The 20,560-nt window shown below is 46.9% G+C and carries 20 protein-coding genes; 14 read left to right on the forward strand and 6 right to left on the reverse strand.

Features of this window, described 5'->3' with window-relative positions:
* Positions 1–6: 6 nt before the first annotated feature.
* From urtB to AY605_RS03685, 8 genes are all read left to right on the forward strand, one after another.
* On the forward strand, positions 7–927 hold the full coding sequence (urtB, locus tag AY605_RS03650; protein WP_064095097.1) for an urea ABC transporter permease subunit UrtB: 921 nt from the start codon (positions 7–9) through the stop codon (positions 925–927).
* A gap of 17 nt (positions 928–944) precedes the next feature.
* Positions 945–2,108 (forward strand): urea ABC transporter permease subunit UrtC, encoded by a 1,164-nt coding sequence (gene urtC / locus AY605_RS03655; protein WP_064095098.1) that lies wholly within the window; start codon positions 945–947, stop codon positions 2,106–2,108.
* Positions 2,105–2,863 carry an urea ABC transporter ATP-binding protein UrtD gene (gene urtD / locus AY605_RS03660; RefSeq protein ID WP_064095099.1) on the forward strand — a complete coding sequence of 253 codons (759 nt, stop codon included), beginning with the start codon at positions 2,105–2,107 and terminating at the stop codon, positions 2,861–2,863. The genes urtC and urtD overlap by 4 nt, the downstream gene beginning before the upstream one ends.
* Positions 2,864–2,873: 10 nt before the next feature.
* Positions 2,874–3,572 carry an urea ABC transporter ATP-binding subunit UrtE gene (urtE, locus tag AY605_RS03665; RefSeq protein ID WP_064095100.1) on the forward strand — a complete coding sequence of 233 codons (699 nt, stop codon included), beginning with the start codon at positions 2,874–2,876 and terminating at the stop codon, positions 3,570–3,572.
* Between the two features lie 240 nt (positions 3,573–3,812).
* On the forward strand, positions 3,813–4,856 hold the full coding sequence (locus AY605_RS03670; RefSeq protein ID WP_004813842.1) for an aliphatic amidase: 1,044 nt from the start codon (positions 3,813–3,815) through the stop codon (positions 4,854–4,856).
* A 26-nt stretch (positions 4,857–4,882) separates the two neighbouring features.
* Positions 4,883–6,007 carry an AAA family ATPase gene (locus tag AY605_RS03675; protein ID WP_064095101.1) on the forward strand — a complete coding sequence of 375 codons (1,125 nt, stop codon included), beginning with the start codon at positions 4,883–4,885 and terminating at the stop codon, positions 6,005–6,007.
* Positions 6,008–6,038: 31 nt separating this feature from the next.
* Positions 6,039–7,217, forward strand: coding sequence for a formamidase (gene fmdA / locus AY605_RS03680; protein ID WP_064095102.1), 1,179 nt, complete (start codon positions 6,039–6,041; stop codon positions 7,215–7,217).
* A gap of 109 nt (positions 7,218–7,326) precedes the next feature.
* On the forward strand, positions 7,327–7,623 hold the full coding sequence (locus tag AY605_RS03685; protein WP_064095103.1) for an FmdB family zinc ribbon protein: 297 nt from the start codon (positions 7,327–7,329) through the stop codon (positions 7,621–7,623).
* A 60-nt stretch (positions 7,624–7,683) separates the two neighbouring features.
* Here AY605_RS03685 and AY605_RS03690 read toward each other — a convergent pair whose 3' ends face one another.
* The 3 genes from AY605_RS03690 to AY605_RS03700 are packed head-to-tail and all read right to left on the reverse strand — an operon-like array spanning position 7,684 to position 10,713.
* Positions 7,684–8,238 carry a DUF6714 family protein gene (locus AY605_RS03690; RefSeq protein WP_064095104.1) on the reverse strand — a complete coding sequence of 185 codons (555 nt, stop codon included), beginning with the start codon at positions 8,236–8,238 and terminating at the stop codon, positions 7,684–7,686.
* Positions 8,238–10,118 (reverse strand): DNA topoisomerase IV subunit B, encoded by a 1,881-nt coding sequence (gene parE / locus AY605_RS03695; RefSeq protein WP_064095105.1) that lies wholly within the window; start codon positions 10,116–10,118, stop codon positions 8,238–8,240. Before parE ends, AY605_RS03690 begins: the two co-directional genes overlap by 1 nt.
* A 1-nt stretch (position 10,119) precedes the next feature.
* The gene (locus tag AY605_RS03700; RefSeq protein ID WP_064095106.1) at positions 10,120–10,713 is read right to left on the reverse strand and encodes a YqiA/YcfP family alpha/beta fold hydrolase; all 594 of its coding nucleotides are present in this window, start codon (positions 10,711–10,713) and stop codon (positions 10,120–10,122) included.
* A gap of 246 nt (positions 10,714–10,959) precedes the next feature.
* Here AY605_RS03700 and AY605_RS03705 point away from each other — a divergent pair, with 246 nt between their 5' ends.
* A complete protein-coding gene (locus tag AY605_RS03705) occupies positions 10,960–12,291 on the forward strand; it encodes a hypothetical protein (protein WP_064095179.1) in 1,332 nt (443 codons plus the stop codon).
* A gap of 52 nt (positions 12,292–12,343) precedes the next feature.
* Here the strand turns inward: AY605_RS03705 and AY605_RS03710 are convergent, their stop codons facing one another.
* Complete coding sequence (locus AY605_RS03710; protein WP_064095107.1) at positions 12,344–12,871, reverse strand: disulfide bond formation protein B; 528 nt, start codon at positions 12,869–12,871, stop codon at positions 12,344–12,346.
* A 19-nt stretch (positions 12,872–12,890) separates the two neighbouring features.
* Positions 12,891–14,468, reverse strand: a complete 1,578-nt coding sequence (gshA, locus tag AY605_RS03715) for a glutamate--cysteine ligase (RefSeq protein WP_064095108.1) — start codon at positions 14,466–14,468, stop codon at positions 12,891–12,893.
* A 215-nt stretch (positions 14,469–14,683) separates the two neighbouring features.
* On the opposite strand from gshA, the gene AY605_RS03720 reads away from it, so the two are divergent.
* The 3 genes from AY605_RS03720 to AY605_RS03730 are packed head-to-tail and all read left to right on the forward strand — an operon-like array spanning position 14,684 to position 17,135.
* Positions 14,684–15,223 (forward strand): DUF924 family protein, encoded by a 540-nt coding sequence (locus AY605_RS03720; protein ID WP_064095109.1) that lies wholly within the window; start codon positions 14,684–14,686, stop codon positions 15,221–15,223.
* Between the two features lie 50 nt (positions 15,224–15,273).
* Entirely contained in the window at positions 15,274–15,822 is a 549-nt protein-coding gene (locus AY605_RS03725) for a CC0125/CC1285 family lipoprotein (RefSeq protein WP_064095110.1), read from the forward strand.
* An 11-nt stretch (positions 15,823–15,833) separates the two neighbouring features.
* Positions 15,834–17,135, forward strand: a complete 1,302-nt coding sequence (locus AY605_RS03730; RefSeq protein ID WP_064095111.1) for a DUF445 domain-containing protein — start codon at positions 15,834–15,836, stop codon at positions 17,133–17,135.
* 80 nt (positions 17,136–17,215) lie between these two features.
* Here the strand turns inward: AY605_RS03730 and AY605_RS03735 are convergent, their stop codons facing one another.
* Positions 17,216–17,503, reverse strand: coding sequence for a DUF2798 domain-containing protein (locus AY605_RS03735; RefSeq protein ID WP_064095112.1), 288 nt, complete (start codon positions 17,501–17,503; stop codon positions 17,216–17,218).
* A gap of 264 nt (positions 17,504–17,767) precedes the next feature.
* Here AY605_RS03735 and argS point away from each other — a divergent pair, with 264 nt between their 5' ends.
* Positions 17,768–19,558, forward strand: a complete 1,791-nt coding sequence (argS, locus tag AY605_RS03740; RefSeq protein WP_064095113.1) for an arginine--tRNA ligase — start codon at positions 17,768–17,770, stop codon at positions 19,556–19,558.
* Positions 19,559–19,879: 321 nt separating this feature from the next.
* Complete coding sequence (locus tag AY605_RS03745) at positions 19,880–20,494, forward strand: SPOR domain-containing protein (RefSeq protein WP_064095114.1); 615 nt, start codon at positions 19,880–19,882, stop codon at positions 20,492–20,494.
* Positions 20,495–20,560: the final 66 nt, after the last annotated feature.

A 20,560-nucleotide genomic window follows, 5' to 3' on the forward strand; every position in this document is an offset into this window, starting at 1 on the left:
GATGCGATGGATATATCATTTGCAGAATTCGGTGCAATATTTGCCATGCAAGGCTTTAATGGTCTCTCTGTGTTCTGTGTGCTGTTACTGATGGCGCTCGGCCTTGCAATTATCTTTGGGCAAATGGGCGTAATTAACATGGCACATGGTGAGTTTCTGACCATTGGCGCATATACGACATTTTTCATTTCCACCTTAACTGAAAGCTTGTTTCCACAACTTTTACCGTATTACTTTCTCATTGCCATCATTGCAGCATTCCTCACAGCAGGCATTATCGGTTACATGGTGGAACGGCTCATGATCAGCCGGCTCTATCAACGGCCACTCGATACACTTCTTGCAACATGGGGTTTAAGCCTCATCATGCAACAACTTTTCCGTTCTATCTTTGGTCCTAAAGAAGTCAGTCCTACCCTACCAGATTGGTTAATGGGTTCATATCAACCGACTGAAGCCATCGATATTCCAATCAACGGCCTGTTCCTGGTCGGTGTCACCCTCTGTGTTACTGCATTTGTCTACTTCCTGATTTATCGTTCACGCTGGGGTTTACAACTGCGTGCAACCAACCAGAACCGCTTTATGAGTGGTGCGGTAGGGATCAACACCAAACGCGTTGACAGCTTAACCTTTGCTTTAGGGTGTGGTCTTGCAGGGATTGCCGGGGCAGCCTTCACCACCATCGGCTCTACTGGTCCAACAGCAGGTTCGCTGTATATCGTCGATACCTTCCTGGTGGTGGTATTCGGTGGTGCTGCAAGCTTACTCGGTACTGTGGCATCGGCCTTTAGTATTGCTCAAGCACAGTCTGTTCTGGAGTTCTTCCTGTCCGGTTCTGTAGCCAAAGTCCTGACACTCGCGACGGTGATCATCATCCTGATGCTACGTCCTCAGGGTCTCTTCTCAATCAAAGTACGTAAATAGGATTCAGGAGAGATATTATGAAAAATTTTGCAAATGCATTTTTAGGTGGCAAAGAAGGCGCGATTGGTCTGGTGATTCTAGCTGTACTGATCCTGCTGGTGATGCCGATGTTCCTGGATATTTTCCGTCTGAACCTGATGGGTAAATATCTGACTTTTGCTTTCGTCGCAATTGGTCTCGTACTGTGCTGGGGGCACGGTGGTATTTTAAGTTTAGGTCAAGGGATTTTCTTTGGCATTGGCGGCTACTGTATGGCCATGTTCCTGAAACTTGAAGCTTCGGACATGCAATCTACAGCAGCACAAACCACACCAGGTATTCCAGACTTTATGGACTGGAACCAGATCACCAGCTTGCCAGGCTTCTGGGAACCCTTCCATAGTTTCGGCTTTACCCTGTTCGCCATCATCATCATTCCAATCTTGCTTGCCTTTATCATTGGTTTCGCGATGTTTACCCGTCGTGTCGGTGATGTGTACTTCTCGATTATCATGCAAGCGGTTGTGGCGATCCTGACCATCTTGATTATTGGTCAACAAGGTTTCACTGGCGGTATTAACGGTATCACCGACTTAAAAACACTGCATGGCTGGGATATCCGTACCGACGAAGCCAAGTATGTTCTGTACTACATCAATGCCTTGCTGCTCATTGCAGTGATCATGATCAGCCGTTTTGTCCTCAGTTCTAAACTCGGACGTCTACTTTCTGCGATGCGTGACAAAGAAGAACGTGTGCGTTTCTCTGGTTATGACGTGGCAATGTACAAAGTATTCATTTTCTGTTTCGCTGCTGTGGTGTCATCTATTGGTGGTGCGATGTTTACCCTGCAAGTCGGCTTCATGTCACCAACGATTATCGGCATTGTGCCTTCGATTGAAATGGTCATTCTGGCTGCGGTTGGTGGTCGTCTGTCGCTGATCGGTGCTGTGTATGGTGCAATTCTGGTGAATCTTGGCAAAACTTACTTCTCTGAAGCCTTCCCTGAAGTATGGTTGTACTTCCTCGGTGCATTGTTCATCGGTGTTGTCATGTTCTTACCGAATGGCTTAGCAGGTCTGTATGAAAAATATGTACGTCCATTGTTCCTGAAAAAGAAACCTATCGACAGCACTTTGCCACCGCCAAGTACTGATCCGGATAAAACTATCGATCCAATTGTGGAAGGAGGTGTCAAATGAATAAAGTCGGCGTAGAAATGAATAAACCGATTCTGGTCATTGAAGATCTCACCGTGTCCTTCGATGGGTTCAAGGCAGTCAGTGATCTCAACTTCTATCTGGATAGAAATGAAGTACATGTGGTGATTGGTCCCAATGGGGCCGGCAAAACCACAGTGCTGGATTTGATCTGTGGCAAGACCAAAGCAACTTCAGGCACCATCAAGTTTAATGATATTGAACTGACCAAACTGAAAGAGTTCGACATTGTCCGTAAAGGGGTTGGGCGTAAATTCCAGAACCCGAATATTTATGAAAACCTGTCGGTCTATGACAACCTGGAAATGTCCTTCCCGCGTGGCCGTAACGTATTTGGTGCGCTATTTTTCAGACGGACTAAAGATGTTGATGACCGTATTCGTGAAGTTGCTGGCAAGATTTTCCTGACTGATCTTCTGGATACCTCAGCTGGTCTGCTCTCTCATGGCCAGAAGCAGTGGCTGGAAATTGGCATGTTACTCATGCAAGATCCAGAGCTCCTCATGCTCGATGAACCAGTCGCAGGGATGAGTGTCTCGGAGCGTGAGCAGACGGCACAACTGTTGCGGGAGATTAGCAAAGGACGTTCTGTGCTGGTGATTGAACATGACATGGAATTCGTCAAAACCATTGCGGACAAAGTCACGGTACTGCATCAGGGCAAAATTCTGGCAGCAGGCAAAATGGACGATGTGCAAAATGATCCAAAAGTGATTGAAGTTTATCTGGGACACTAAGGAGGCCACTATGAGCGGATTATTAGAAATTAATTCTTTGTGTTCAGGATATAAACAAAGTCAGGTGATTCACGACCTGGAACTGAAAATCCAACCGAAGGAAATCGTAGCGATCATGGGCCGTAACGGCATGGGTAAAACCACCCTGTTCAAAACCCTGATTGGAGATATTAAAAATAGCAAAGGTGAAATCAAGCTGGATGGCAAGAATCTGGAAAAACTGGATCCTTACCAGCGCGTAGAAAATGGTGTGGCTTATGTTCCTCAAGGCCGGATGATTTTCTCCACCATGTCGGTGCTGGAAAATATCCAGACCGGTTTACCGGCTTCTGCGCACGGCAAAGTACCGGATGACCTGTATGAACTGTTTCCTGTACTTTGGGATATGCGCAAACGTAAAGGTGGAAACTTATCGGGTGGACAACAGCAGCAATTAGCAATTGCCCGTGCCTTAGCGACTAATCCGAAGGTACTTCTGCTGGATGAACCAACGGAAGGGATTCAACCCTCTATCATCAAGGATATTGCCAGAACTCTGAAAGAAATCCGTGACCAGCGTGATCTGACCATTGTGGTTTCCGAGCAGGTGCTGAGTTTTACCATCGCGATGGCCGATCGCTTCCTGGTGATCGACAAAGGTCGTTTTGCCTACGAAGATGTCCGTGAAAATGTCGATGAGACCACTATCAGTAAATATCTCTCTGTTTAATATTCCCGGTTTAATCTGGCTATAATTTTTCCACATCCCCCGATTCGTCGGGGGATTTTTAATTTCTACTTCACTTAATTAATTGGTATCTGGTTTTATTATTTTATTTGATTATTCACATTTAAAAATTTCTTCCCGTCTACGCATCCATATACGCAATTCAACGTATTTTGCTGTAACGCATTTCACGCGACACTCGAATCATAAAGTTGAATCAATAAAAGAGTTGGAGAAATTTGAATGCGTCACGGTGATATCTCAAGCAGCCCAGATACAGTAGGGGTAGCAGTTGTAAACTACAAAATTCCTCGTTTGCACACCAAAGCGGAAGTTCTTGAGAACGCAAAAAAAATTGCTGAGATGTTGAAAGGAATCAAACAGGGTATTCCAGGTATGGACCTGATTGTTTTTCCTGAATACAGCACCATGGGCATTATGTACGACCATGACGAGATGATGGCAACTGCTGCCACCATTCCAGGCGATGAAACCGCGATTTTCTCGCAAGCCTGTATTGAAGCCAACGTCTGGGGCGTGTTCTCGATTACCGGTGAACAACATGAGGAACATCCAAACAAGGTGCCTTATAACACCTTGATCCTGATCAATAATAAAGGTGAAATCGTTCAGAAATACCGCAAGATTATTCCATGGTGCCCAATTGAAGGCTGGTGCCCAGGTGATACCACTTATGTGACCGAAGGACCGAAGGGCATCAAGATGTCACTGATCATCTGTGATGACGGTAACTATCCAGAAATCTGGCGTGACTGTGCCATGAAAGGCGCTGAACTGGTCGTGCGTTGCCAAGGCTATATGTACCCGGCTGCAGATCAGCAGATCAACATGGCGAAATGCATGGCATGGGCAAATAACGTTTACGTTGCTGTTGCCAACTGTACCGGTTTTGATGGGGTCTACACCTACTTCGGTCACTCTGCAGTAGTCGGCTTCGACGGCCGTACCCTGGGTGAATGTGGTACGGAAGAAAACGGCATCCAATACGCACAATTGTCACTGCATGAAATTCGTGATGCACGTAAATACGACCAGTCACAAAACCATTTATTTAAATTGCTGCACCGCGGCTATACCGGTGTCTATAACAACGGTGACGGCGATAAAGGCGTTGCGGACTGTCCATTCGACTTCTACAAGACCTGGGTTCTGGATGCTCAAAAAGCGCAAGAGAACGTGGAAAAAATTACCCGCTCTACCATCGGTGTTGCGGAATGCCCAATCGGCAATCTGCCACATGAAGGCTTAGAAAAAGAAGCATCTTAAGTTTGGTCTGAGAGGAGGTATTCGATATGACATTTGCCAGTGACCGCATCAGTGCCAATCAGGAAACCCTGGCGAAACAGCGTTATGAGATGCAGAGCAAAGAACGTATTGCACGTACCTCTCGCTTTAGCTTCGATCCTGAAAAAGTCATGCAGCATGTCCGTGGTCATATTATCGGGCAGCGCGCTGCCCTGGATGAAATCGAAAACATGCTCATAACCGTCAAGGCAGATTTTAATGCCCCTACCCGGCCACTGGCAGTCACATTAATGCTCGGGCCGACGGGTGTTGGGAAAACCGAAACGGTTCGGCTGATTGCGGAAGCGATTCATGGCAAGCCCGATGCATTCTGCCGGATCGACATGAACACACTGGCACAGGAACATTATGCTGCAGCACTGACAGGTGCCCCTCCGGGCTATGTCGGCTCCAAGGAAGGCAATACTCTGTTTGATGAAGCCCATATTCAAGGCAGTTTTTCCAAGCCAGGTATTGTGCTGTTTGATGAAATTGAAAAAGCCAGTACCGAAGTCATTCGTGGTCTATTGAATGTTCTGGAAACCGGAACATTAAAGCTGACCGCAGGGACCAAAGTATTGGATTTTCAAAACTGCATGATCTTTATGACCAGTAACATCGGTGCCAAAAATGCTCAGGCACGTTTAAGACAGCTGGCCAAGCTTCCAAAACCGATCCAGAAACTGGCTCGACTGGCAAAACTGGATGATAGCCAGATTACCGAACGTGCACTGTACAAGAAGTTCGATCCAGAGTTTCTGAATCGTATTGAACGTATTCTGCATTATGAAGCGGTAGAAGCTGATTTTGCGCCAACACTGGTCAGTCTGGAAATCCAGAAACTGAATCAGCGACTCCGCAAGCAGAGCCGTACGGTTGAACTTACAGCAGCTGCAACTCAGTTTCTGTCTACCGGACACGATGTCCGTTTCGGAGCACGAGGCTTGAGTCGCCATTTTCGGGTTCTAGTCGAGCCGCAACTTGCCAGATTTTTTATTCAGCATCCAGAAGCCGGTCAGATCATCATCGATTATGACGGTAAAACGATCCAGGTTCAGTCAGTTCCTGTTGAAAGCGTGATCGAAGATCTGCTGTTCATCATGGATGACACGGGCAATAACATCAAAAACTAGCTTTATTCGACCTCAACACAGGGGATAAACCATGCAACATATTAAAATTAAACCGGGGGTTCCGCTGGCAGAACAGGCGGAAATTGGACATAACCGCTGGCATCCGGATTTGCCATTTCTGACTTCGGTAAAACCAGGTGAAGAAATCCTGATTGAAAGTCTGGATTTCCTGGATGCACAGATTAAAGATACTGATGACATTTCTGATGTCAAAAATGTCGACCTTACCCGTGCCCATCCATTGACCGGACCTTTCTATGTAGAAGGCGCTGAGCCAGGTGACTTGCTGGTAATCGACCTGCTCGACATCCAGCCAATTTCAGATGTCGGTTTCTCGGGCGTATTTGCCAAGGAAAATGGCGGCGGCTTCCTGGCTGACTATTTCCCTGAGGCTGACAAAGCCATCTGGGATCTGAAAGGCTTATTTGCGACTTCACGTCATATTCCGGGCGTGCGTATTGCCGGCTTAAAACACCCAGGCTTGATGGGAACCTTACCCTCACATGACCTGCTAAAAGAATGGAACCGTCGCGAGGCACTACTGGTGCCTAAAGGCCAGGCTAACCCGCCTGATCCGCGTACTGCCGTTCTACGTGGCGTAACAGGTGCCGAATTCGACCGTATGGCGGCTGAAGCTGCACGTACTGTTCCACCGCGTGAACATGGTGGAAATACGGACATTAAAGACCTGGCAGCAGGTAGCCGTATCTATTTCCCTGTTTACCAGAAAGGTGCTGGCTTCTCGATGGGCGATCTGCACTTCTCACAAGGGGATGGTGAAATTGGCTTCTGTGGCGCGATCGAGATGGACGGTGTTACCCGTGTCGGCTTCGACCTGATCAAGGGCGGTATGGAAAAATACAATATCGATTCTCCAATCTTCGTGCCAAGTAATGTCCGTCCGGCTTATGACCAGTGGCTGACCTTTGAAGGCATCAGCGTTGAAGATGGCGTTAACTATTATCTGGATGCCACTGTAGCGTATCGTCAGGCATGCTTAAAAGCGATCAAATACCTTGAGAATTTTGGTTTTACCGGCTCACAGGCATACATGTTACTGACTGCCGCACCAGTTGAAGGCCGTATCGGCGGTATCGTGGATATTCCAAACTGTGCCTGTACCGTATCTCTGCCAACTTCAATCTTCGAACAGAACATCCTGCCTCAGGGTGCACTGAACGATGACAAGTTCTGGGGGCATAAACGCTAGGTTTTACGATTTATTGCTGTTTTGGCTTCGCAACGGGTAGTCATCCAACCTAAAGCCTTCGGCTACCCGTCTTTTTAATTTGAGGCCTACATGCTACAGGAGTACAGAAATGCCGTTATATGATTTCCGCTGTGAGCATTGCGAGGGAATTTTTGAACAACGTGTTCCAATTGCCCGTATCTCGACCGATACGATTGAATGTAATTATTGTAAACAGCAGACTTTAGCAAAACCGATGATCACCGGTCATCAGCAAATCAATATGAAAAGCAAATGGCGTCCGGGTTCGGGCGCTGAACAACTTGCAGGACCTCTGGTAGAAGGTCCAGGTACCAATAAAAATAGCGCACGCAGCTCGGTTTTACATAATTGCCGCGGCGTCAACTGTTCTTTATGCGATATCTAATCTCTATTCATTAAAAAAAATCCCGCACTTGCGGGATTTTTTTATGGGCAAAAACTAAGCTTAATGAGACCAATATCCTTGTTTCAGGACCTGAAGAATCAAATCGCGGTTCAAAGAAAAATCCCGATCTGATGCAATCCAGTTTAGATAAGCCTTAACAGCTTCTCGCTGTGCCTGATTCAATAAATGAAACTGTTGCATCTGTTCAGTTGGTCTGCACAAGTAAAAAGTCAGGTGAAAGAGCCATTCACCACGCAGATCGGCAATCAGAAACGCTGGTAAATGAAAACGCATACCTTCTGCATCAAAGAAACTTAAACTGCTGTGACAGTCTTTTAAATCCTGAACAGGAATTTTGGACCAATCTACTTTTTCATCACGCTGACGCAAAGCCAGACATTCTTCTGCGCTTTTATAATCATCCATGCCTTGTGCTTGCCATAAGCCAATGCCATCATCAAGAGTAACATCAGCAAATGCATTTTCAATTTGCGTCTGAATATCCTTCATGGCCTGCCATAAATAGAGCGTTTCTTCAGCATCGGCTATGAATGAACGATCATAACCACACTGCTTCATCTCCTGAATATCTGCAGGTGAAGGATAGGTCTGCATTAAACCACCAAATCTGCCAGATTACCTTTTTGCTCCAGCCAGTCTTTGCGGTCACTGGCACGTTTTTTTGCCAAGAGTTTATCCAGTAGACCTGCGGTAAAATGCGCATCATCCAGATCCAGCTGCACCAGACGGCGCGTGTTCGGATCAAGTGTAGTTTCACGCAACTGGCTGGCATTCATCTCGCCCAGACCCTTAAATCGGGTAATTTGCGGATTCTTGGTTTTGCATTTTTTCAGGATGCTGTTCAGCTCGTCTTCATCCAAAGCGTAGTGCACATCTTTGTTGTCATCAATCCGGAATAAAGGCGGCATGGCGACATACAGATGCCCTTCTTCGACCAGAGTTGGGAAATGCTTCACAAACAGGGCGCAAAGCAGGGTCGCAATATGCAGACCATCCGAGTCGGCATCGGCCAGAATACAGATCTTGCCATAACGCAGCTCAGACAGATCATCTGAACCCGGATCCACGCCAATGGCAATCGCGATGTTGTGTACTTCCTGAGATGCCAGTACTTCATCAGAAGAGACTTCCCAGGTATTTAAAATCTTGCCACGAATTGGCATGATCGCCTGAAAATTCTTGTCACGCGCCTGCTTGGCCGAACCGCCCGCAGAATCCCCTTCCACAATAAACAATTCTGACTGGTCTAGATCATGGCCTACACAATCCGACAGTTTCCCCGGCAAAGTTGGACCCGCGACAATCTTCTTACGCTCAACTTTCTTGGCCGCTTTCAGACGGCGACCGGCTTTGGAAATGGCCATTTCAGCCAGTTGCATGGCAATGTCAGAATTCTGGTTCAACCATAATGCAAAGGCATCTTTGGCAATATTCTGCACAATCCCTACTGCTTCACGGCTCGACAGACGTTCTTTGGTCTGACCTGAGAACTGCGGCTCCTGGAATTTCAGTGACAGGATATAGTTCACGCCGTCCCAGACGTCTTCGGCAGAGAGTTTCATATTCCGCGGCAGCAAATTACGCAGTTCACAGAACTCGCGCATCGCATCAGTCACGCCTGAACGCAAACCATTCACATGGGTGCCGCCCTGCGCGGTCGGAATCAGGTTGACATAAGATTCCTGAACACTTTCACCACCTTCAACATTCCAGCAAATCGCAAATTCTGCGCTGGCGCGCTCTGCATCACCTGTGGCGACAAAAGCTGGTGCCGGAATAATTTCACGGTCTTCCAACTCATCCATCAAATAGTCAACCAGACCATTTTCAAACTGCCAGGTGATCTTTTCATCATTGATCTGATCAATATAATTGATCTGTAAACCTGCGGCCAGAACAGCTTTGGCTTTGAGATTATGTTTTAACGCTTTTAAGGCAAATTTAGGCGAATCAAAATATTTAGCTTCTGGCCAGAAGTGAACTGTTGTCCCGGATACCCGTTTTGGTGCCTTACCTGCCAGTACTTCAAGTGGTGCAACCGGTTCGCCATTTTCAAAGGCCATTTTATACAGGTTACCCTGACGCCGTACCGCAACTTCAACACGGGTCGACAGTGCATTCACCACCGAGATCCCGACGCCATGCAAGCCACCGGAAAACTGGTAGTTATCGGTACTGAACTTGCCGCCGGCATGCAGTTTGGTCATGATGATTTCAATACCGCTCTGGCCATATTCCGGGTGTATATCTACCGGCATACCACGGCCATTGTCTTCGACTGACAAAGAACCATCTTTATAGACCGTGACGGTAATTTTATTGGCATGCCCTGCCAGTGCCTCATCGACAGCATTATCAATCACTTCCTGGGCCAAATGGTTGGGACGAGAAGTATCGGTATACATGCCCGGACGACGACGGACCGGGTCCAGACCAGACAGAACTTCGAGAGATTGAGCCGTATATTGAGACACGTTATTCGGTTTCCTTTTTTATGCAGTCCAATAAAAACTGTAAGACGAACGGAATTTTTTCCGCAAAATCATCCATCCCGTGACTGCCATGCGCTTCAGTCATCAGCATAGCCGGGGGATGCGCAGCACTATAATAACGATGTGCTTCACGATAATCCAAAACTTCATCACCTTGTTGCAGCAGAACCAGTATTTTGTCTGCATCTTGTGCAACCGGCAGGGCCAATTGTTGCAGTTGTATCAGATCTGCCTCATCCAGACACCAGTTTGGATGTACCTGATAAGGTAACTGCTCATCAAACAGTTCACGAAACAGTTGCCATGGTCGCATTGCCGGATTGATCAGTACAGCAGGCACAGCATGCTGTGCGACCAGATGTGTCGCATAAAATCCCCCGAGACTGCTGCCCAGCAATGCGACCTTTTGCATTGACTCAATCAGCGCGGACACATGTGCAATGGCAGCATTCGGTGGCATGTTTAAATCAGGTAAATGTACCCGGATCTCTGGATACTGTGCACAGTAGTGTTGCAGCAATCTCCCCTTGATCGAGTTCGAATTACTCTTAAATCCATGCAAATAAATGATATTCATCAACTATCAACAAAAAACCCATCAATCATCAAAATTTAATTTAAAAATGTGAAGTACACTACTTTTTATAACCTGTTAATTGCTTAAATTGTCTGACAAAAAAGCTCAAAATCTTTTCTCATTCTCGTTATTTTAATCGAAGGCTCTTAAAAATCTGGAAACCCAACAAGAAAAAGAATTTATACCGCGAAGTTCTTTAAAAAGAAAGACAGTACTACACGCGGCTCAATGAAAGGACAGGATCAGATGCCAAGTTTGACACCGTTACATGAAACCTATTGTCGCTGGGACCGAACCCCGCCGAGTCAGGCCGATGTACTGGAAGGTCTGGCGCAGCTGGTCACGATGCGCTTTAATGATGTGATCCAGGAGCTGGTCAAAAGTCTTCAACGCGAAATTTTAATGAGTATTTTTGGTTTAAGTGAAAACAATTCACAGAAAATTCAGAATATTCCTTCGATTGTGCGGCTCTACCAAATGTCTTATGACATGCTGTTTCATTATGGCAATACCCTGATTGCTCCCGCTTTGCGCCAGATTATTGAACGGTTTCCAAAACTGCACAACAAACCGTTGACCCCTTCCTTGCATTTCCTGGTCAGTGCCTTAAATGGCATTATCGGGGACTACCTGCTGAAATATCAAAACCCTCTCGCCCTACCGATGGTGATCTATGACCATTATGGCTCGCTGCAAAAAGGTGAGCTGAGCGGCCGTATTACCCTGTTTGTACATGGCCTGTGCATGAATCATTTAGACTGGTCAAATCGCAAATATGAAGGAATCGGGGAAAAATTACTGGCGCAGCGCAGCCGCAATACCATGCTCTACCTAAACTACAATACCGGACGCCGGATTTCTGCCAATGGTCGCAGTCTGGCAAATACCTTACAGGAACTGGTCACCCGCAATCCGCGAATTACCAGTATTGACCTGATTGGACATAGTATGGGTGGACTGGTATCACGCAGTGCGCTGTTCTATGGCAAGCAAAATATGTATGGCTGGGTCAACATGGTGGAGAATCTGGTCTGTCTGGGTTCACCGCATCACGGGGCAGTATTAGAGCGTTTTGGCTTTAGCCTGCAGGACAAACTTGGACATTTTCCACTGATCCGGCTGATTGGCCATCTGGTCAATATCCGCAGTAACGGGATTCTGGATTTACGCCATGGTAGTGTTCGTGATGATGACTGGGAGCATAATCCGCTTCGGATCGGCCTTATGGATGATCACCGCAAACCTGCCCCGATTCCTTCTCATATCGATACCTATCTGGTTGCAGGTACCATCGAGTTTGAACACCGCAAGAACAAGACCCTGCATATGATTGGCGATTATCTGGTCAGTTTGAAAAGTGCTTTGGGCGAGCACCCTAATCCTCGTTTCCAGCTCAAAGTCCCGGATGCACATAAGGCTATTTTCTATGGCCTGAACCATTTTGAAATTCAGTATCATCCACTGGTGGCTGAACAGATCGTACGCTGGTTTTATCCAAGTGTAGAAGATGAAGCCTTTGATCAGATTCATGAATATCTAATGGACCTGGACAGCCTGGAAGGCATTGCCCTGACCTGAACTTAAGCATATAAAAAAGCCCTTAATTGAGGGCTTTTTATTGAATATAGAATTAATATTTATCTCTTAGTCGTTTAACCGGTGCCTTTTTATATTTACGCAATAGTTGCCATAAACTGACCAGTAATAAAATACTAAAGAAGATCAAGGACCAGACAGGCAAGGATTGACCCAGGAAGGTCCAGTCAACCGTGGCACATTCCCCTGAACCATTGAGCACCTGTTGTAATACAGACTGCATCGGCAAGGTTTCCAGCCAGTATTCCAGACCGGGACCACAGCTCGGCACCTGATCTGGGGGTAGGTTCTGCAGCCAGACATGCCGCGCCGCCACCCCCACAGACCACAAAATACTGAGCGAACCCAGCAAGGCATAAAACCGTTTCATGAGATTGGATTCAGGGTTATGCAGACATGCAATGAGGGAGATAATCCCCAATCCGATTAATCCGACACGTTGAAACACACAGAGCGGACAAGGTGCAAGCCCTTGTACATGCTCAAGATATAAGGCAAATGCCATGCCGATGACAGCAGCCAGAAACAACACCCCACTCACGAAGCGATAACCCCATTGCATGGTGAATCCTCTTGTTTTTTTATCGATATTGGGCTAAATAATCAGCAAAACTGATGCTGCTATCTTGCTCGAGTTGCTGTTGCTGCTGCAATGACTTTTGTGACATTTCTTCAAAATAAGCCAGTGTTTCGGGACTGAGCTGATGTTCTTCATAGACCAGGCTGTGCTGCTGTGCCAGATGTTGGCCAAAATGCCACATACCGCCCTGTTTACGTATATCCCCAACCACCAGGGCAGACAGGGTAGCATCAACTTCATCGACCCGGAGCATCATGGTTTTGAGGGCATCGGTATACACGGTGATGTCATAGGTCGAATCAAGCAGCTTGGCCAAGGGCAGCATGCGCTGCAAATGCATGCCACACCAGTCTTCAATCAGATAAGACTGACCATTTTCTATAATCGCCGCATTAGGTGCACGGCCACGGTTGACGACCTCGGCCTGATTCTGCTCAATGAGGTCCTGTTCATCACCGAGTAGTGCCGGACTGTCCTGCAATAGACAGTACAGGGCCAGTACTTCAAGAAAACCGGCTGTATCTTCATTGATACCAGTCGGACTATAAGGATTGACATCGACGGCACGCAACTCGATATAGGCAATCCCGCGATTTTCCAAGGCCTGGGAGGGTGTTTCGCCCGCTTGCGGTACCTGTTTTGGGCGCACCAAACTGTAATATTCATTTTCGATTTGCAGCACATGATCATTGATCTGGATCGGCTGTCCATTTGCATCGTCCAATCCTAAACGGCTAAACGGCTCATAGGGCGTTTTGACGGCTTTTTGCAGTCCATCCAGATAGTCCTGCAAATTATTGTAGTGAATACCGAGCTGTTTCTGCGCAGAGTTCTGATAACCAAAACGCCCCATACGCAGTGCAGTCGCATATGGAGAATATAGGGTGCCTTTGACCAATGGCAACAAGAAATGGTCACGGCCGGTCATAAAGCACTGGCAGACTGCCGGACTGGCCCCGACCAGGAACATGACCAGTGGGGTCAGGCGGATAAAGTTACGGATCAGCCCCATATAGCGGTGGCTGCGATAATCCTGCAAGCTTAATGCCTTGAGAGATTCGTCCTGTTCCTGCTGCTGTAAGGCCTCAAACAGATGATCCGGAAAAGAAAGATTATAGTGCACGCCTGAAATCGTCTGCATACGGCGGCCATAACGCACACCTAGACCATGACGATACAAGGTCTTGAATAGGCCGATGTTCGAGCTGCCATACTGTGCCAGCGGAATGCTGTCATCACTGCTGTCCAGCATACACGGCATCGATAAGGGCCAGAGTTTTTCATCATTTTCCAGATGACGATGCACAATCGCATGAATATCACTGAGATAATCCAGCGCTTTTTTAATACTGTCTTGTGGCGGAGTAATGAACTCCATCAATGCTTCAGAATAGTCCGTCGTGATATGGGGATGAGTCAAGGCTGAACCCAAGGCACGAGGATGCGCTGCCTGTGACAGGAATCCATCACTTTGCATGCGTAAGCTTTCACGCTCAATACCACGCAGCATGCCTTTGATGAGTGACGACTCGACCCAGGTCGGTAACACATTTAGGGAAGTCGATTCAGGTTGACTCATTACAATCTCGCTTAAGGGGGCTAAACTATTAAATAAATTAAAATCATCAGTTTAATCAGTATAACGTGATTTCGTGCCGGCACATGACAGGCTGCCTAGTTTTCAGGCAAACCTTTGATTTTTAATTTGGCAAATATTTAACACAAACTTCCTCTATAAGACATGGATAATTTGTGATTTTATTAACAAATGGATGCTAATGAATTGTAAATATTATGAATTATCAAGATATTTTAGACTTCTGGTTTCATGCGGACAGCCAGCCATTCTGGTTTAGCCAGAGTCATGAATTCGACCAAAGTATTGCACAGCAGTTCATGAGCACCCATCGTCAGGCAACCCGGGCCGAACTCTGGGCCTGGCGTAAAACCGCAGAAGGCCGGCTGGCTGAAATTATTGTTCTGGATCAATTTTCACGAAATTTATTCCGGGATTCTCCTCAGGCTTTTGCCCAAGACAGTCTGGCACTGGCTTTGGCTCAGGAAGCCATCAGCCTGAACCTGGATCAACAGCTCAGTCCGGAACAGCGTGCCTTTCTTTATATGCCGTTTATGCACAGTGAATCCAGAATGATTCATGAATTCGCTTTGAAACTGTTCCAGCGTCTGGGTAATCCGACCAATCTGGAATTCGAGAAAAAGCACAAGGTCATTATTGACCGCTTTGGACGTTACCCGCACAGAAATCAAATCTTGGGCCGTGAATCGACCGATGAAGAACTTATTTTCCTGACCCAGCCCGACAGCAGCTTTTAAGATTTTTTAACAGGCTGTCCGGACTGGATCATTGCATCAGGAGACCGAACATGAAAAATACATTACTGGGATTGGGTATAGTTGCTGCCCTCAGCCTGACGGGCTGTGCCACCACACCTTCCAAACCTTTGACCTTTGACCAGCTCGGCCAGTACAGCACCACGCCATTGAATGCCAATACATATCGCATCAGCTTTCAGGCACGCCCCAATATGAGTTTTGGTACAGCGGAAGAAATTACCCTGCTCAAAGCCGCCCAGACCACCGTACAGAATGGCTTTCAGTTCTTCAGGGTACTCAATGATCCAAGTAACCGGACCCAACCGCCGCGGCAGGCCGTGGTTTATCCAGCACCGAGCTACTATCCGTTTGGTTATTACCGCCGTTATCCGGGTTTCTGGCCTGACCCATTCTATGACCGTCCTTATACCGTGACTCTGGATCCTGCTCAGGTGGCCTATACCATTGAATGCTTCAAGGCCAATCAGGCACCTCAAGATGCTTTTGATGCCCGCTTGATTTTACAGTCACTTGGCGCTAAATATGGTTTAAGTCCATCTGGTGCAGTGCTGCAACCGCAACCGGCCAATCCCTCCTGACAGGATGATTCATGCAGACAGAGCGTATTTCCCCGAGCTTACAACGCAGTAAACGTTTCGCGACCATTGCCCTGGTGGTTGCGGTTCTGATCTGGTTGGCATTGATGGTGGCAGCCAAACTGCTGCCAGAATATGTCTGGCTGCTTCAGATCCTGATGCTTTCTGCAGAAGCAGGGGTAGTTGGTGGCCTGGCAGACTGGTATGCGATTACGGTTCTGTTCCGCAATCCCTTTGGCCGCCTGCCTATCCCCAAGTTTTTACGTGACCACACCGAAATTATTCCACGCAACAAGGCCCGGATTGCAGAATCGATGGGCCGTTTTGTCCAGGAAAACTTTCTTTCTCCACAAATTGTACAGCGCAGTCTGGAGAGTACCGACCTCAGTCTGGCTGCGGGGCGCTGGCTGGCCAACCCACAGAACAGTGTCCAGGTGACTCAGGTCATCCAGCAGACAGCTCCGAAAATCTTTGAATTTGTCGGGCAGGAACAGATTGCCGGATTTATCCAGAGCAACAGCGTGCAATGGGTCAAAAACACCCAGATCAATACCTTGGCCAGTGAAATGCTACGCGCAGTACTGGACAATGATTTCCATCAGGATGTGTTACAGCGAGGACTGGATGTGGTACATGCCTGGATGACCTCTCATCCCGAACAGACCCGGGAACTGACCCGTAACCTGTTTAAGGAAATGGGTGTGTGGAAACTGGCCAAAGGTGCCAGCTGGATCGGGATTGATGTGCAGCAACGCAGTATCGACTCTGTCATTCAGCGGGTTGAGGCCATGCTGGCCGACCCAGATCATCCATGGCGACTTAAAATTGAGGAAATGGGAAATAGCTGGATGTTACAGCTGTCGGATAATGACAGTGAAGCCAGCCAGCGTCTGAATGAAACCAAAGATGCCTTACTGGATAGTCCACAAGTGCTGAATTTTATCAGTGGTGCCGTGGTGATTTTATGTGATGCAATCAAGGAAGACTTGCAAAAACCAGATTCGGGTATTGCGGAAAATCTCAGGATTGCTATCCAGCAGGTTGGAGAAAATATTATCTCGAATGTCTCGGTTCGTGAGCTGCTGAATAAACGTCTCAGCGGAATCGCGGTGGACCTGAGCGACCAGTACAGTGAAAAAGTCATCCGCTTTATCAGCGAGCGCATCCACGAATGGGATTCAAGCGAGATGATTGACAAGATTGAAAATGAGGTCGGTGGTGACCTGCATATGATCCGGGTCAATGGCGTGGTAGTTGGGGCCTGTATCGGTCTGGTGCTCGGGATCATCCGGGCGGCAGTGGAGCATTTAATTTAAAGGTGAGGCTATTTGCCCCATACAGCCCAGCTTTTAAGTCGTCAGAGAGTTGTTCCTCACCCGATTAAATTTAAAAATGATCATTTGGGTGGCTGAGGTCCGGACATATCTACCAGTAGCCCGGTAAATCTGCGTACAAACGGCAATAAAGTCACTACAATTGGAAAAGCAATCGCCCAGGAAATCATCCAGTTATGAAACCAGAGCGCGATAAATCCTTCAGTCCAGCCGAGGGTACGCAGCATATTGATCATGGAAATAATGCCACTCATCAGGCAGGACAGGATAAAAGGCACAATAATCAGTGCCCATTTTGCAGGGAGTTTAGGAATGTTCCCGATAATAGTTGGACGTTGTGGTGAAGCCATACTGCCTCTTTTTTTGTTTGTTCTTCGACTACCCACAATATAAGCCAAATCTTCAGACTTGGCTGAGTGATTTTTTTATTTAGATAGTTTTGCCTGATATTAATTCAATTTTCATGAGATTTATCCCGTTATTCTCTATTGATTTAATTAGAAAATTTATGACTGTTAATTGTATAGTTTTTCTTCTCCATAAATGCTTTTACCTAAACAGCCGGAAATTTGCTATATTTGCTGTTTTTCTGCGATCTCTATTTTCGACTGATTATGAATACGGCAATACAAGCAGCTCTCGATCATGCAGTGCACACTCTACAGGCACAAGGCGTACTCCCATCTGACTGGAATAATACAAGTAATTTGACGCGTACCAAAGACCGAAGCCATGGTGACTTTGCGTCGAATATTGCCATGATCGCGTCGAAAGCTGCAGGTATGAAGCCACGTGATTTAGCAGAAAAGATTCTTGCTGCCCTGCCTGAAGTGGCAGATATCAGCAAGGCAGAAATTGCCGGTCCCGGTTTTATTAACTTCTTTCTGAATGCCGACCAGCGCTTTGTTGTTCTGGATCAAATTCAGGCCCAACAGGCAACGTATGGTCGTACCCAGGTCAATGCCGGCAAACGTATCCAGGTTGAGTTCGTCTCTGCCAATCCAACCTCTAGCCTGCACGTGGGTCATGGTCGTGGTGCTGCATATGGTATGACGGTGGCGAATCTGCTTGAAGCAACCGGTGCCAAAGTCGACCGTGAATACTATGTCAATGACGCTGGCCGTCAGATGGATATTCTGGCGACTTCTACTTACCTGCGTTACTTAGAATTAACCGGTCAGGAACTGGTCTTTCCGAAAAATGCTTACCAGGGCAACTACGTTAAAGAAATCGCGCAAAGCATTATTGACCAGGATGGTGATGCCTATGTCCGCCCTGTTGCAGATGTTTATAAAGATGTACCGGAAGATGTGCAATATGCTGCAGAGCCCGATGCTGAAGGCAATAAAGTCGTTGTTTCTGGCGATAAAGAAAAGCATATCGATGGCCTGATCTTCAATTCACAAACCTTATTAAATGAAGGCTACCGTGTTTTCCATCAGGCTGCTTTAAAAGCCATTCTGGATGACATTAAAGACGATCTGGGTGAGTTCGGAGTGACTTTCAACCAGTGGTTCAGCGAAGCTTCTCTCACTGAAAAAATTGAAGAAGCCTTACAAACTCTGGATCAGCGCGGTTTCCTGTACGAAAAAGATGGCAACATCTGGTTCAAGTCGACTGAATTCGGTGATGAAAAAGACCGCGTGGTGAAACGCCGTAATGGCCAGACCACCTACTTCGCGTCTGACATTGCCTACCACCTGAACAAGTTGCAACGTGGCTATACCGATATTATTGATATCTGGGGTTCAGACCACCACGGTTATATTTCCCGGGTAAAAGCGGCCATTGATGCGCTGGGTTATGACTCGAAAAAACTGACTGTACTTTTAGTTCAGTTTGTCAGCCTGTGGCGCGGTGGCGAGATGGTACAAATGTCATCCCGTTCAGGCCAGTTCGTGACCTTGCGTGACCTGCGTAAAGAAGTCGGTAATGATGCAGCACGTTTCTACTACGTAATGCGCAAGTCTGAACAGCACATCGACTTTGACCTGGATCTTGCCGTGTCACAAAGTAAGGACAATGCAGTGTATTACATCCAGTATGCACATGCCCGGATCTGCCGTATGTTAGAAAAGGCAGCCTCTATCGGTGTAAACTTTGATGCGACAGTGGCGCGTGGTTTAGCAGCTAAACTCGAGCTGGAAGCGGAAACTGAAATCCTGGCAAAACTGGCAGCGTATCCGGAGATCGTGGTGCGTGCTGCAAACAGTTATGAACCACATCAGATTGGTAATTACCTGAAAGAACTGGCTGCGCTGTTCCATGGCTGGTACAACGACAATAAGGTTCTGGGTGATGATGCTGAGTTGACTCAGGCACGTTTATTGTTATCTGTGAATGTTCGCCAGGTATTACGTAATGGTTTAGAGCTTTTAGGTGTGTCTGCTCCTGAATCAATGTAAAGCACTGCTTTTACATTAATGCAAGAAGGTGAGCACGCTCGCAAGACGAGAGCTATGCTCGAAGTGAGCATGTAAGCAATTGGCATGCTCTTAAGCTTAAATATCTTAGCTTGAAAGCATGTTTTATTACCGTTTATCTGCCAAGCAGAATTTTTTAATTTGAGCTATATGCTTGAAGATACAGAAAAATTAAAATTCTGTGTGATTTATGATCTAGAGGATGACTTTTAGATCCTGATCACATAGGATGAAATGATAGTAGGGGCATAACTGCTGTTATGCCTTTTCTATATGTCCCGATTAATAAGAGGAAAATCCCAAGTGTTTGGAAAAACGCAGCGCGGTGTATCTGAAAGACCGAATAAGCCTAAAAAGCCACTTATTCCAACCTGGCTCGGCACACTCGTGATCATTTTAATCGTGTTAAGTTTTTTGATGGCGCTCATGCTCTGGAAGCCATGGGAACCAGTCAAACCGAAGACTCAAACAAGTGAATCTGTCCAAGAAGAAGACACCAACAAAGATTACCGTTTTTATGACCTGTTACCACAGCAGCAAGTGACGCCAATTCCTGAACAGGCAGTTCCTGAAAACAAAAAGCAGGATACGGTAGTCATTGTTGAAGCCCCCCGCCCTGAAGCGGCTGAACCTGAGGCGACCACAACTGAGCCTGGCCTGCAAGCCAGTGAAGCTCCTGTTGCCGCACCGGCCAGTTATATTCTGCAGGTGCGCAGTTTTGATGACCCAGATCAGGCAGATGCTCGCCGTGCAGAAATTATTCTTAATGGCTTATCTGCCGATGTAGTGCGCAGTGTGGAAAATGGCAAAGTCTGGTATCGCGTGGTTTCTGGTCCTTACGATTCAGCAGAAGCTGCAATCATCGCGCAGCAAACCTTGCAAAATAGCGGAATCGATTCAATCGTCGTAAAACGATAAACCTTAACAATAAAAAAGCGCCTGATGGCGCTTTTTTTGAACCTCTCCCTTGCGCAGCAGTGCTGC

This window comes from Acinetobacter sp. SFD (genome assembly GCF_001647575.1).
Taxonomy (GTDB): domain Bacteria; phylum Pseudomonadota; class Gammaproteobacteria; order Pseudomonadales; family Moraxellaceae; genus Acinetobacter; species Acinetobacter pecorum.